Source organism: Bradyrhizobium daqingense, assembly GCF_021044685.1.
Classification (GTDB): domain Bacteria; phylum Pseudomonadota; class Alphaproteobacteria; order Rhizobiales; family Xanthobacteraceae; genus Bradyrhizobium; species Bradyrhizobium daqingense.
Genome location: NZ_CP088014.1, coordinates 3672356 through 3684687 on the forward strand (window position 1 = coordinate 3672356; position 12332 = coordinate 3684687).

Consider the following 12332-nt stretch of genomic DNA (forward strand, 5'->3'; position numbering starts at 1 on the left):
CTTGAAGTGATGTCTTGCGCCAACATCCAGGTCTCCGAAACGCCGCTGGTGCTCTACACGCTGCGCCGCGCCGACGATGCGCTGATCCTCGGTCACAGGCTGTCGGAATGGTGCGGGCATGCGCCGATGCTGGAAGAGGACATGGCGCTGTCCAACATCGCGCTCGATCTCATCGGTCAGGCGCGCGAGCTCTACGGCTACGCCGCCAAGGCCGAGGGCAAGGACAACGACGAGGACAAGCTCGCTTATCTGCGCGACGTCCGGCAGTACCGCAATCTGCTGCTGGTCGAGCAGCCTAATGGCGATTTCGCCCAGACGCTGGTGCGGCAGTTCTTCTATTCCGCCTTCGCCGATCTTTACTGGCGGGCGATGATGACCTCGCGCGATACGACGCTTGCCGCCATTGCCGCCAAGTCGGAGAAGGAGAGCGCCTATCATCTGCGCCATGCCTCGGAGTGGATCATCCGGCTCGGCGACGGCACGGACGAAAGCCATGCCCGGTCGCAAGGAGCGATCAACCATCTCTGGGCCTTCACCGGCGAGATGTTTGCCGTCGATGACGGCGAACGCGCTCTTATCAACGCCGGTATCGCTGTTGATCCCGCAAACCTGCGCGGCCGCTGGCTGACGACCCTGTCCGACGTCGTCCGCGAGGCGACGCTCGAATTGCCGCAGAACGACTGGATGCAGCAAGGCGGTCGTTCCGGCCGGCACAGCGAGCACCTCGGCCATCTCCTGTCCAACTTGCAGTCGATGCAGCGCACCTTTCCGGGGCTGACATGGTGACGGTGCTGGAGCACGAAAGCGAAGTGCGCCAGCGCGCCTGGGACGCTGCGGCGGGCGTGGTCGACCCCGAGATTCCGGTGCTCACCATCGCCGATCTCGGCGTGCTTCGCGATGTCGTGCTCGACGGCGATGATGTCGAGGTCGCGATCACGCCGACCTATTCGGGCTGCCCGGCCATGAACATGATCGCGCTCGAAATCGAAATCGCGCTGGAACGCGCGGGCTTCCGTCGTCCCAAAGTGCGCACGGTATTGTCGCCGGCCTGGACCACGGACTGGATGAGCGAGGAGGGCCGCCGCAAGCTGCGCGCCTACGGCATCGCGCCGCCGCAACCTGCAAGCTCGCGCCGTGCGCTGTTCGGCGAGCAGGCCGTCGCCTGCCCGCAATGCGGCTCCGACGAGACCGAGCTGCTGTCCGAATTCGGCTCGACCTCCTGCAAGGCGCTGTGGCGCTGCAAGTCCTGCCGCGAACCCTTCGATTATTTCAAGTGCCATTGAGGCCCGTGATGCCAACCTCATCGCCATTGCGAGCGCAGCGAAGCAATCCAGCCTGTCTCTGCGGTGGGAGCCTGGATTGCTTCGTCGCAAGGGCTCCTCGCAATGACGGTTCGAATCCGGGGTGCCCGTAATGTCCGCAACCGCACCGCGCTTTCACCGCCTGGCCGTCAAGGATCTCCGCCGCGAGGCCTCCGACGCGGTCTCGATGACCTTCGCCATTCCCGGTGAGCTCGCTGGCGACTACGCCTTCACGCCCGGTCAGTACCTCACCCTCCGCGCCTCGCTCGATGGCGAGGAGGTGCGCCGCTCCTATTCGATCTGCTCCGGCCCCGACGACGGCGAGATCCGTATCGCCGTCAAGAAGGTCGATGGCGGCGCGTTTTCAAGCTGGGCGGCGGACGAGCTGAAATGCGGCGACGAGCTGGACGTGATGACGCCGACGGGTCGCTTCGGCGTGATCCCGCCCGCCGATAGCGGGCGCATCCATGTCGGCTTTGCCGCGGGATCCGGCATCACGCCGATCCTGTCGATCGCCAAGGGCATCCTCGCGCGCGAACCGGACAGCCGCTTCTTCCTGTTCTACGGCAACCGCGCCACCGACAACATCATGTTTCTGGAGGCGCTGGAGGAGCTGAAGGACCGCTTCATCGAACGCCTCTCGATCTTCCACGTCATCTCGGGCGAGGAGCAGGACATCCCGATCCTGCATGGCCGGCTCGACGGCGACAAGGTGAAGGTGCTCTTGCGCTCGCTTGTGCCGGCGGCAAGCGTCGATCACGTCTTCATCTGCGGGCCGTCAGGCATGAGCGAAGACATCGAGGCGACCTGCCGCGGTCTCGGCATTGCGGAAGACCGTATCCATGTCGAGCGCTTCGTCTCCGAATTCGGCGGCAAGCCGCGGCCGAAGAAGGTCGTTGCCCCCGACGCACCGCCGAAGGCGATCGCGTCCCTCATCATCGACGGCAAGCGCCGCGACGTGCCCATTGCCGAGGACGAAGCGATCCTCGATGCCGCGCTGCGCGCCGGCGTCGATCTGCCCTTCGCCTGCAAGGGCGGCATGTGCTCGACCTGCCGCGCCAAGCTGGTCGAAGGCGAGGCGCCGATGGACATCAACTATTCGCTGGAACCCTGGGAGCTGAAGGCCGGATTCGTCCTGACCTGCCAGGCCAAGCCATCGTCGGAGCGGGTCGTGGTCGATTACGATCATGTTTGACAGTTTTGACCAGGCAGCAGAGCATCGTGGGTAGATATTTGACCGGGAGAAGCGCGTGAACGTCAAAGCTGCCCTGTCGCCTGAGGATATTGCCCGCGCCTGTGCTGACGCGATGTGGGCGGAGGACGATGCCTCCAAGGGCCTCGGCATGGAGATCGTCGAGATCGGTCCGGGCTTCGCGACGCTGGCGATGACGGTGCGGCCTGATATGGTCAATGGCCAGCGCATCGCCCATGGCGGCTTCATCTTCACGCTCGCAGATTCCGCCTTTGCGTTTGCCTGCAACTCGCATAACGAGCGCGTCGTCGCGGCGCAAGGCCAGATCACCTTCATCAAGCCCGGCAAGCTCGGCGACCGCCTCATCGCGAAAGCGCGCGAGGTCACCCGCGGCGGCCGCTCCGGCATCTACGACGTGCGCGTGACCGCAGGCGATATCGTCATCGCGGAATTCCGCGGGCATTCGCGTGTCATTCCGGGCACGTGGCTGCCGCAGCAAGACAAATAAGAAGAACGAACCAATGTGGGGAAACGAGGATGGCTCTGACGAGACGCAAGGAAGGCGGCAGCTCCTATAGCGCCGAGATGGACGCGCAGGAGCGCGCCTCGCGCGACGAGATCATGGCGCTGCAGACGCAGCGGCTGGCCTGGTCGCTGAAGCACGCCTATGACAATGTCGCGCATTACCGCAAGGCCTTCGACAAGGCTGGCGTGCATCCGTCCGATTTCCGCGAGATCTCCGATCTTTCGAAATTTCCGTTCACCGTGAAGACGGATCTTCGCGACAACTATCCTTTCAACATGTTCGCAGTGCCGCGCGAAAAGCTGGTGCGCGTGCACGCCTCATCGGGCACCACCGGCAAGCCGATCGTCGTCGGCTATACGCAGGCCGACATCGACACTTGGTCCGCCGTGATGGCGCGCTCGGTCCGCGCCGCGGGCGGCCGCACCGGCATGATCATCCACAATGCCTACGGCTACGGCCTCTTCACCGGCGGCCTCGGCGTGCACTACGGCGCGGAAAAGCTCGGTTGCACCGTGGTGCCGATCTCCGGCGGCATGACCGAGCGGCAGGTACAGCTCATCAACGACTTCCGCCCTGACATCATCACGGTGACGCCGAGCTACATGCTGGCGATCCTCGACGAGTTCAAGCGGCAGAAGCTCGATCCGCGACAGTGCTCGCTCAAGATCGGCATTTTCGGCGCGGAGCCCTGGACCAATGCAATGCGGGCCGAGATCGAGGACGCCTTCGACATGGATGCGACCGACATCTATGGCCTCTCGGAAGTCATCGGCCCCGGTGTCGCGCAGGAATGCATCGAGACCAAGGACGGGCTGCACATCTGGGAGGACCATTTCTACCCGGAAGTGATCGACCCCGAGACGGGCGCGGTGCTGCCCGACGGCGAAAAGGGCGAGCTGGTCTTCACGTCGCTCACCAAGGAAGCTTTCCCGGTGATCCGGTATCGCACCCGCGACCTGACGCGGCTTCTGCCGGGCACGGCACGCCCCGGCATGCGGCGGATGGAGAAGGTGGCGGGCCGCTCGGACGACATGATCATCCTGCGCGGCGTCAATCTGTTCCCGACCCAGATCGAGGAGGTGCTGCTCGCGACCGACTGGTGCGGCGGGCATTTCGTCCTGGAGCTGACCCGCGAGGGCCGGATGGACGAATTGACCATCATCGCCGAGGCGAGGTCGGAAAGCTGGGACGGCCGGGGGCTCGTCGATCATGCCGAGCGCGTCTCGACGCACATCAAGAACACGATCGGGATCAGCTCCAAGGTGAAAGTGGTTGCGCCGGCCACGCTGGAGCGCTCGCTGGGCAAGGCCAAACGCCTCTACGACAAGCGGCCGAAGGACTAGCTCTGCTCCTCATGGTGAGGAGGCGCGCAGCGCCGTCTCGAACCATGAAGGCTGGCTGTAGCAGTGGGGGCCTGCATCCTTCGAGACGCCTGCTTCGCAGGCTCCTCAGGTTGAGGGCAGGCGGTTGACTCGACTGGCCCCAGAGGCGACAAGGCCGGCGATAAATCGCGGGTCTTCCGATGTCGCCAGCCGATGCCCTAACCGTCGAAGCGCGCTGCGTGCGCCTCAATGCCAAGGCCGAAAACGCCGTTGCGCTCGCTCCGGTGGTCGAGCGTCGAACGCTCACGCGCGGTCCGGACGATCTTCTGATCGAAGTGAAGGCTGCCGCCGTCAATCCGTCCGACGTCAAGGCTGCGACCGGGCTGATGCCCTATGCCGTGTTCCCGCGCACGCCTGGCCGTGACTATGCCGGCGTGGTGATCGACGGTCCGGCCGGCACGATCGGCCGCGAGGTGTTCGGCTCGTCCGGTGATCTCGGCATTCGCCGCGAGGGCACCCACGCATCCCATCTCGTGGTCGAAGCCGATGCCGTGGTGGAGAAGCCGAAGGCGGTGTCCTGGGAGGAAGCCGCGGGCATCGGCGTTCCCTTCGTCACGGCCATGGAAGGCTTTCGTCGGGCCGGCGTGCCGAAGTGCGGCGAAACCGTGCTGGTGTTCGGCGTTAACGGCAAGGTCGGCCAGGCCGCCGTCCAGATCGCGACCTGGCAAGGCGCAGGCGTCATTGGCGTGGTGCGCAAGGCGGAGGCCTATGAAGGCCACACCAATGCGCCGATCGAGGTGATCGACGGCTCCGCGAGCGATGTCGCCGAACGCGTGCGTGAATTGACCGGCGGAAAGGGCGCTGACATCGTCTTCAACACGGTCGGCGATCCCTATTTCCAGGCGGCTCACAAGTCGCTTGCTTTGCGCGGCCGGCAGATCCTGATCGCCGCGATCGACCGCATCGTGCAGTTCAACATCCTCGAGTTCTACCGCGGCCAGCACACCTATGTCGGTATCGACACGCTGGGTCTGTCCTCGGCCGCAACCGGTGCTGTGCTTCGGGGCCTCAGCCCGGGCTTTGCGAGCGGGCATCTGAAGCCGTTCACGATCAAGGCGAGCGCGATCTATCCCTTAGAGCGCGCCAAGGAGGCTTACGTCGCCGTCGCAGGCTCCTCGCGCGATCGCGTGGTCCTGAAGCCTTAGAAATGGAGTCATCCACGCAGCTAGTCATCCTCGCCGGCCTCGTCATTGGCTTGATCTATGGCGCGGTTGGCTTGCTCAGCGGTTTCTGTCTGATGAGCAGCATGCGCGGCTGGCTCGCGCAGGGGGACGGACGGCTGGTGCGGACCTATGCGCTGGCGATGGCCGTTGCGATCGCCGCCAGCCAATTGTTGGCGGGCAGCGGCATGGCGGACCTCGGCAAATCGATCTACCTGCAACAATCCTTCTCGGTGCCGGTGCTGTTCCTCGGCGGCCTCCTGTTCGGCTACGGCATGGTGCTGTCGAACGGCTGCGGCTCGCGCGCACTGGTGCTGCTCGGGCGCGGCAATCTCAGGTCCTTCGTCGTCGTGATCGTGCTCGCCATCGCTGCGCAGATGACGCTCAAGGGCCTGATCGCGCCGGCGCGCATTGCGCTGGTTCAGGCCTCGCAGATCACAGTCAACGCGAACTCGCTGCCATCGCTGCTGGCAGCGTTCGGTGCGGCCGAAGCGACCTCGCGGGCGCTCGCGACCTCCGCGATCGTCGTCGCGCTGATCCTGTTTGCATTCGCGCATCCGTCGTTTCGGCGGTCGCCGGGTCAGGTCGCGGCGGGCGTCATCGTCGGCCTGCTCGTGACCGGTGGTTGGTTCGTCACCGGTTTTCTCGGTGCGGACGAGTTCAATCCGGTGCCGGTGACGTCGCTCACCTTCGTCGCGCCGATCGCCGATAGCCTGCAATACGCCATGCTCTCGACCGGCCTGACGCCCAACTTCGGCGTCGCGACGGTCGCCGGTGTCTTCGCTGGCAGCCTGATCACCGCGCTGGCCACGCGCCGTTTTCAGCTCGAAGGCTATTCCTCGCCGCGACACATGCTGCGTTCGGCCGGCGGCGCCGCGCTGATGGGTGTCGGCGGCGTGATGGCGTTCGGCTGCTCGATCGGGCAGGGGCTCACCGGCCTATCGACGCTGGCGCTGGGCTCTTTCGTTGCCGTTGCCGGCATCCTGCTTGGCACCGCGGCCGGCCTGCGCGGGAGCTTGCGGGTTCAGCCACTCGCGGTGGCCTGACCGCGCAGCATCCGGTCGCCGAGCGTCGCAAGGCCGATGCCGGAGACGATCAACGCGGCCGCGATCGCAAGGCTGATGTCGATGGGCTCGCCCAGAAGGATCGCCGCGCTGGCGATGCCGACGAGCGGCGTTCCGGTGGTGCCGAGTGACGTGGTCAGGGCCGAGATGCTCTTGTTCACCATCGACATCGCCCAATAGGCCAGCACAGTTCCGATCAGTCCCGAATAGAGAAACAGCAACACAAGCCGCCACGACCACGCCACACGCGGGAGGCCATCCAGAGCCATCGCGCCGACCGACAGCACGATCGTCGCCACCAGCACCTGCCAGAACAAGAGCTGGAGCGGCGACCCGATCCAGCGATGCGCGCGCATATAGATGATGTTCGCGGCCCAGCAGATTGCGGCCAGGATGACCATGCCGGCGCCGAGCAGCACGTTGGTGTTGCTCCAGTCGATCGAGGACGGATTCAGGATGACGGCAAGGCCGATCAGCCCGAGCAGCGCGCCGGCGAGCTTTGGCGCGGTCAGCGTGTCCTTTCCGAGCAGCGGCGCGGCAAGTGCGACCCAGAGCGGCGTGGTGTAGCCGAGCACGACGCCCTTGCCTGCAGGCAGGAAGCGAAGGCCCCCGGCAACCAGGATCGAGAACAGCGTCATGTGCAGCAGCGCCACGCTCAGGATCACGGGAATGTCGCGTCGCTCTGGGATCACCAGATTGTTGCTGAGGCCAAGGAGCACGAACAATCCAGCCAGCGCGATCCAGCTCCGGATCGCCGCACTCCACAGCGGCGGGACAAACTGCACGAGCTGCTTGGTCACCGACCAGTTCACGCCCCAGGCCAGCACCACGATGAGGAATAGGCCGATGGCGGTGCGGGGTGACAGGGTGTTCATGTCGCAGGTCCTTGAAGCAGTCCGGGACGCCGGATAACATCCCAACTGGCATGAAAAGAAGTGCCAGATTGGAGAAGAACGGGGTGCCAGTATTTGACCCGATGGTCTCGGGGCTGATCGAGCTGAAGCGGACCGGTGGCGAGGGGCTGGTGGCGCAGCTGACGAGCCAGCTCCGAAGCCTGATCGCGACCGGGCGTCTCGGCAAAGGCCGCGCGCTGCCGTCGAGCCGACAGCTTGCGAGCGACCTCGGCGTCTCGCGCAACACAGTCACATACGCGTTCGAGCAACTCGCGGCCGAGGGATATCTCGCGGCGTCCCATGGCCGGCGTCCGGTGGTCATGATCGACGGGCGCGAACGCATCAAACAAGCGGGTGCCGCCGCAGCGGGCGAGCGCGCCCGCAAGCCGCGGCTCTCGCCCTGGGCTGCGAAGCTCCAACGGGCCGACTGGCCGATGTCCTATCGGGGGCAGCTCAAACCGCTACGTCCCGGGCTTGGCGATTTCAGGGAGTTTCCGAACGAAGTCTGGGCGCGGTGCCTGCGGCGCAGTGCCGTGCGTGCAGGAAGGCGCGAGCTCGGGCCGGTCAACCGGCTGCGCCTGCGTGAGACGCTGGCGCATTATCTGGCAACCAGCAGGGACGTTCGCGCCACGGCGGACCAGATCATGATCCTTCCGAGTGCGCAGGCCGCGCTGACCTTGATTGCTGCCACGCTCATTTCGCCGGGGGACAATGTATGGGTTGAGGACCCCGGCTATCCCGGCGCGGCGGCCGCCTTCCGCGCGTCCGGCGCGCGCATCACCGGCATCAGGCTGGACGAACAGGGCATGCAGCTCATGCCGGGCCTCGCCGCTCCGAAGCTGATCTTCATGACGCCGTCGCATCAGCACCCGACCGGCCGGCTGATGTCGCTGGCCCGCCGCACCGAGTTTCTCGCTGCAAGCCGGCCCGGCAAGACCTGGATCGTCGAGGATGATTACGACGGCGAATTCCACTATGACAGCCGGCCGGTGCCGGCCTTGCAAGGGCTGGATGCCCATGGCCGCGTGTTCTATGTGGGCACCTTCTCGAAGGCGATGAGGTCGGACATCCGACTCGGCTATCTGGTTGCGCCGGCGGCGCTGGTCGGCACGTTGGAGATCGCGCAGCAGCACACGGGACTGATCGCCGCCAGCCACATCCAGGAGGCGCTGGCCGAATTCATTGCCGATGGGCACTTCCTTGCGCATCTGCGCCGGATGCGCCGGCTCTATCACGCGCGCCGCGATCACCTCGTCGAGGAGCTGCAGCGGCATCTGGGCGAGGTGCTCTCGGTTGAGGTGCCCCCCGGCGGCATCCAGCTGGTCGCTCGCCTCAAGCGCGGTCGGGCCGATCAGGCCGTGGTCAAGCGACTGGTCGCCGCGGGCGTCGAAACGCGAGCTCTGTCCAGCCTTGCGGTTGGCCGTCCCAGAGATCACGGGCTGCTGCTCGGCTTTGCGGCCTGGCGCGAGAGCGAGATCAGCGCGGCGGTGCGGACAATGGCATCGTGCTTCTAGAGCATGATCCGGAAAAGTGTGAAGCGGTTTTCCGAAAAAGATCATGCTCAAACAATGACGCGCTACTCCACGGCCTTCGTCACGATCCGGATCTCCGAGCTCAGCGTCCGGTGCACCGGACACTTGTCGGCGATCTCCATCAGTTTCTTGCGCTGCTCGGCATCGAGAGCGCCGTCCATCGCGATGTCGCGCTCGATCTGGTCGAGCATGCCCTCGCGCGTCTCGCATTCCGCGCAGTCCTTGGCATGGATCTTGGAATGTTTCAGCGTGACGGTGACGCGGTCGAGCGGCAGCGATTTTCGGTCGGCATAGAGGCGCATGGTCATGGAGGTGCAGGCGCCGAGGCCTGCGAGCAGGAAATCATAGGGCCCGGGACCGGCATCCTCGCCGCCGGCAGCCACAGGCTCGTCCGCCACCAGATGGTGCGGTCCGACCGAGATGATCTGGTTGAATTTGCTCTTGCGGGTCTCCTGCACCACGACCTGGCGCGGCGCCTCGGGAAGATCCATCGCCTTGGCGGGCTTTGCTGTCTCGACGTAGCGGCTTGCCCAGGCCGCGATCACATCGGCTGCGTAGAGAGCATCGGCCGGTTTCGACAGCAGGTGGTCGGCGTGGTCGAGCGAGACGAAGCTCTTGGAGTGCTTCGCCGACACGAAGATCTTGGTCGCATTGTCGATGCCGACGGTATCGTCGACCGGCGAGTGCATCACCAGCAGCGCCTTGTGCAGGCCGGCGATGTCCTTCATCAGCTCCTGCTCGACGATGTCGTCGAGGAATTCACGCTTGATCCGGAACGGGCGTCCCGCGAGCGAGACTTCGACCTCACCCCGAGTGCGGATGTGGTCGAGGTGCTCGCTGAAGAGACCAGTGACGTGGGCGGGATCGGAGGGCGCTGCAATGGTGACGACCGCTTTGGCTTCCGGAATCTGGCCTGCTGCAGCGAGGATCGCCGCGCCGCCGAGGCTGTGGCCGATCAGGATCGACGGTGCCTTTCGGACATTGCGCAGGTGATCGGCCGCGCGCACGAGGTCGGCAACGTTGGATGAGAACGTCGAATTGGCGAAATCGCCCTCGCTGGACCCGAGCCCGGTGAAGTCGAACCGCAGCACTGCGATGCCCTTGGCGGCGAGCGCGACCGCGATGCGCTTGGCTGCCAGCGTGTCCTTGCCGCAGGTGAAGCAATGCGCGAACAGCGCGAAAGCCGCGGGCTCGCCGTCCGGCAGCTCCAGCGCGCCCGAGAGCTGATGGCCGCCTTCGCCCGTGAATTGAAAGCGTTCCGTCGGCATGGGCTTCCCCCGTCCTTGCTTGAACCTAATCGCCCGAATAGCGCTGCTCGGCCCAGGGATCGCCACGGTTGTGATAACCGCGAACTTCCCAGAAGCCCGGCGCGTCCTTGGTCCGGAATTCGATGGCCTGGAGCCATTTGGCGCTCTTCCAGAAATACAGATGCGGCACGACCAGCCGCACCGGGCCGCCGTGCTCCTCCGTCAGCGGCTGACCCGACCAGCTATGGGCGAGCAGCGCGTCCTCGGCGGCAAAGTCCTCCAGTGCGAGATTGGTGGTGTAGCCGTCATAGGAGTGCAGCACCACGAACTGCGCATCCTCGCGCGGCTGGCAGAGTGCGAGCAGCTCGCGGGTCGCGAGCCCTTCCCACTCATTGTCATAGCGCGACCAGGTCGTCACGCAGTGAATGTCGGATGTGAACCGGGTCTGCTTCTGACTCGCGAACTCGGCAAAGGTCCAGAACACGGGTGTCTCGACCGCGCCATAGACGTCGAGGTGCCAGCGTTCGCGCGACACCGGCGGCACGACCCCGAGATCCAGCACCGGCCAGTCCTTGGTGAGGTGCTGGCCGGGCGGCAGCCTTTGGTCCTCCGGCCGCGTGATCTTCCCGGTGAGGAAGCGCCCCTCGTGCGCCCATTTCTGCTTGGTGCGCGTCAGCTTGCTGTCCGATGGCGTCTCGTCGCTCATGGCCTACTCGTGCCGATGCATTGCGGAGGCATGCTTGGTGTCGCGCATCGTAGCATAGATGATCAGCGACAGGCAGATGATGCCGGCAAGGTAGAAATAAAACCATTCCTCGCGCCCGATGCTCTTGAAATAGAGCGCGATCGCAGGTGCCGTGCCGCCGAAGATCGAGACCGTGATGGCGTAGGGCAGGCCGACGCCGAGCGCGCGGACATTGGTCGGGAACAACTCGGCCTTCACCACCGCGTTGATCGAGGTGTAGCCGGCGACGAACAGCCAGGCGGCGCAGATCAGGATGAATGCGACGAAAGGCGACTTGGTCTCCTTCAGTGTCATCAGCAGCGGCACGGTGGCGAGCGTGCCGGCGACACCGAAGAAGATCAGCAGCGGCTTGCGTCCGATCCTGTCGGAGATCGCGCCATAGATCGGCTGCAGGATGGTCGCGAAGATCAGCGTGCCGAAGATCACGAACGTGGTCTGGTCCTCGGTCAGCCCGACCGAAAGCTTGACGAAGGTCTGCATGTAGGTGGTGAAGGTGTAGAACGCCGCGGTGCCACCGGCGGTGAGGCCGACGACCAGCAAGAGCTCGCGCGGATAACGCAGCAGGTTGGCGATCGAGCCGGTCGGCTTCACCACCTTCTTGGCTTCCTCGAACGCCTCCGTCTCGTGCAAGCCGCGCCGCATCACCGCGGCAAAGATCGCGAGCGCCGCGCCGATCGCGAAGGGGATGCGCCATCCCCAGTCCTTCAGCTGCTCTGGCGTGAGGAAGACCTTTTGCAGGAGCAGCAGCACGATGATCGCGGTGAGCTGGCCGCCGATCAGCGTCACGTATTGGAAGCTGGAATAGAAGCCGCGGTGCTGGGGATCCGCGACCTCGCTGAGATAGGTGGCGCTGGCGCCATATTCGCCGCCGAGGCTCAGGCCCTCGATGATGCGGGCGAGCGCCAGGATCATCGGTGCGGCGAAACCGATCGTCGCGTAGGTCGGCGTCAGCGCGATGATCAGCGAGCCGAAGCACATGAAGACGACGGAGAGCGTGAGCGAGATGCGGCGGCCGAAATGGTCGGCGAGATAGCCAAAGAACCAGCCGCCGAGAGGCCGCATCAGGAAGGTCGCCGCGAAGACGACGGCGACGTTCAATTGCTGGACGACGGGGTCGTGACCGGGGAAGAACGCGGGAGCGAAGTAGAGCGCAAACGCCGTATAGGCGTAGAAATCGTACCATTCGACGAGATTGCCGATGGAGCCGATGAAGATCGCCTTGATCCGCCGTTGTGCGTCGGCGACGTCGAAATGCTCAGAGGCCGGGTTGATTGCTTGCTCTGTCACGTC

At 65.1% G+C, this 12332-nt stretch carries 12 protein-coding genes; 8 read left to right on the forward strand and 4 right to left on the reverse strand.

Translation table 11 applies throughout. From position 1 onward, the window contains the following. Positions 1-9: 9 nt before the first annotated feature. The 7 genes from paaC to LPJ38_RS17545 all read left to right on the forward strand — a co-directional run bounded on the left by paaC (position 10) and on the right by LPJ38_RS17545 (position 6607). The gene (gene paaC, locus LPJ38_RS17515) at positions 10-786 is read left to right on the forward strand and encodes a 1,2-phenylacetyl-CoA epoxidase subunit PaaC (protein WP_167520198.1); all 777 of its coding nucleotides are present in this window, start codon (positions 10-12) and stop codon (positions 784-786) included. Further along, positions 780-1283, forward strand: coding sequence for a 1,2-phenylacetyl-CoA epoxidase subunit PaaD (gene paaD, locus LPJ38_RS17520; protein ID WP_145627971.1), 504 nt, complete (start codon positions 780-782; stop codon positions 1281-1283). The genes paaC and paaD overlap by 7 nt, the downstream gene beginning before the upstream one ends. Positions 1284-1413: 130 nt before the next feature. After that, on the forward strand, positions 1414-2496 hold the full coding sequence (gene paaE / locus LPJ38_RS17525) for a 1,2-phenylacetyl-CoA epoxidase subunit PaaE (RefSeq protein ID WP_145627969.1): 1083 nt from the start codon (positions 1414-1416) through the stop codon (positions 2494-2496). Positions 2497-2551: 55 nt separating this feature from the next. Next, positions 2552-3001: a hydroxyphenylacetyl-CoA thioesterase PaaI gene (gene paaI, locus LPJ38_RS17530; protein WP_145627967.1), complete on the forward strand. Its 450-nt coding sequence runs from the start codon at positions 2552-2554 to the stop codon at positions 2999-3001. A gap of 29 nt (positions 3002-3030) precedes the next feature. Then, positions 3031-4362 (forward strand): phenylacetate--CoA ligase PaaK, encoded by a 1332-nt coding sequence (gene paaK, locus LPJ38_RS17535; RefSeq protein ID WP_145627965.1) that lies wholly within the window; start codon positions 3031-3033, stop codon positions 4360-4362. A gap of 179 nt (positions 4363-4541) precedes the next feature. Then, positions 4542-5546 carry a quinone oxidoreductase family protein gene (locus LPJ38_RS17540; protein ID WP_145627963.1) on the forward strand — a complete coding sequence of 335 codons (1005 nt, stop codon included), beginning with the start codon at positions 4542-4544 and terminating at the stop codon, positions 5544-5546. A gap of 2 nt (positions 5547-5548) precedes the next feature. After that, positions 5549-6607, forward strand: a complete 1059-nt coding sequence (locus LPJ38_RS17545; protein WP_145627961.1) for a YeeE/YedE family protein — start codon at positions 5549-5551, stop codon at positions 6605-6607. Here LPJ38_RS17545 and LPJ38_RS17550 read toward each other — a convergent pair. Beyond that, positions 6586-7500 (reverse strand): DMT family transporter, encoded by a 915-nt coding sequence (locus LPJ38_RS17550; RefSeq protein WP_145627959.1) that lies wholly within the window; start codon positions 7498-7500, stop codon positions 6586-6588. The genes LPJ38_RS17545 and LPJ38_RS17550 overlap by 22 nt on opposite strands. A 101-nt stretch (positions 7501-7601) precedes the next feature. On the opposite strand from LPJ38_RS17550, the gene pdxR reads away from it, so the two are divergent. Continuing rightward, positions 7602-9032, forward strand: coding sequence for a MocR-like pyridoxine biosynthesis transcription factor PdxR (pdxR, locus tag LPJ38_RS17555; protein WP_208750479.1), 1431 nt, complete (start codon positions 7602-7604; stop codon positions 9030-9032). A 62-nt stretch (positions 9033-9094) separates the two neighbouring features. Here pdxR and LPJ38_RS17560 read toward each other — a convergent pair whose 3' ends face one another. Genes LPJ38_RS17560 through LPJ38_RS17570 form a run of 3 tightly spaced genes read right to left on the reverse strand, consistent with a single transcriptional unit; the run spans position 9095 to position 12329 of the window. Next, positions 9095-10318 carry a bifunctional alpha/beta hydrolase/OsmC family protein gene (locus tag LPJ38_RS17560; RefSeq protein WP_145627954.1) on the reverse strand — a complete coding sequence of 408 codons (1224 nt, stop codon included), beginning with the start codon at positions 10316-10318 and terminating at the stop codon, positions 9095-9097. Between the two features lie 25 nt (positions 10319-10343). Further along, positions 10344-11003, reverse strand: a complete 660-nt coding sequence (locus LPJ38_RS17565) for a sulfite oxidase-like oxidoreductase (protein WP_145627952.1) — start codon at positions 11001-11003, stop codon at positions 10344-10346. 3 nt (positions 11004-11006) lie between these two features. Continuing rightward, entirely contained in the window at positions 11007-12329 is a 1323-nt protein-coding gene (locus LPJ38_RS17570) for an MFS transporter (protein WP_145627950.1), read from the reverse strand. Positions 12330-12332 lie beyond the last annotated feature (3 nt).

What these genes read in the sequence shown, in the direction of transcription:
- paaC (WP_167520198.1), top strand. Translation starts at nt 10, where the DNA reads ATGTCTTGCGCCAACATCCAGGTCTCCGAAACGCCGCTGGTGCTCTAC.
- paaD (WP_145627971.1), top strand. Translation starts at nt 780, where the DNA reads ATGGTGACGGTGCTGGAGCACGAAAGCGAAGTGCGCCAGCGCGCCTGG.
- paaE (WP_145627969.1), top strand. Translation starts at nt 1,414, where the DNA reads ATGTCCGCAACCGCACCGCGCTTTCACCGCCTGGCCGTCAAGGATCTC.
- paaK (WP_145627965.1), top strand. Translation starts at nt 3,031, where the DNA reads ATGGCTCTGACGAGACGCAAGGAAGGCGGCAGCTCCTATAGCGCCGAG.
- LPJ38_RS17540 (WP_145627963.1), top strand. Translation starts at nt 4,542, where the DNA reads ATGTCGCCAGCCGATGCCCTAACCGTCGAAGCGCGCTGCGTGCGCCTC.
- LPJ38_RS17545 (WP_145627961.1), top strand. Translation starts at nt 5,549, where the DNA reads ATGGAGTCATCCACGCAGCTAGTCATCCTCGCCGGCCTCGTCATTGGC.
- LPJ38_RS17550 (WP_145627959.1), bottom strand. Translation starts at nt 7,500, where the DNA reads ATGAACACCCTGTCACCCCGCACCGCCATCGGCCTATTCCTCATCGTG.
- pdxR (WP_208750479.1), top strand. Translation starts at nt 7,602, where the DNA reads ATGGTCTCGGGGCTGATCGAGCTGAAGCGGACCGGTGGCGAGGGGCTG.
- LPJ38_RS17560 (WP_145627954.1), bottom strand. Translation starts at nt 10,318, where the DNA reads ATGCCGACGGAACGCTTTCAATTCACGGGCGAAGGCGGCCATCAGCTC.
- LPJ38_RS17565 (WP_145627952.1), bottom strand. Translation starts at nt 11,003, where the DNA reads ATGAGCGACGAGACGCCATCGGACAGCAAGCTGACGCGCACCAAGCAG.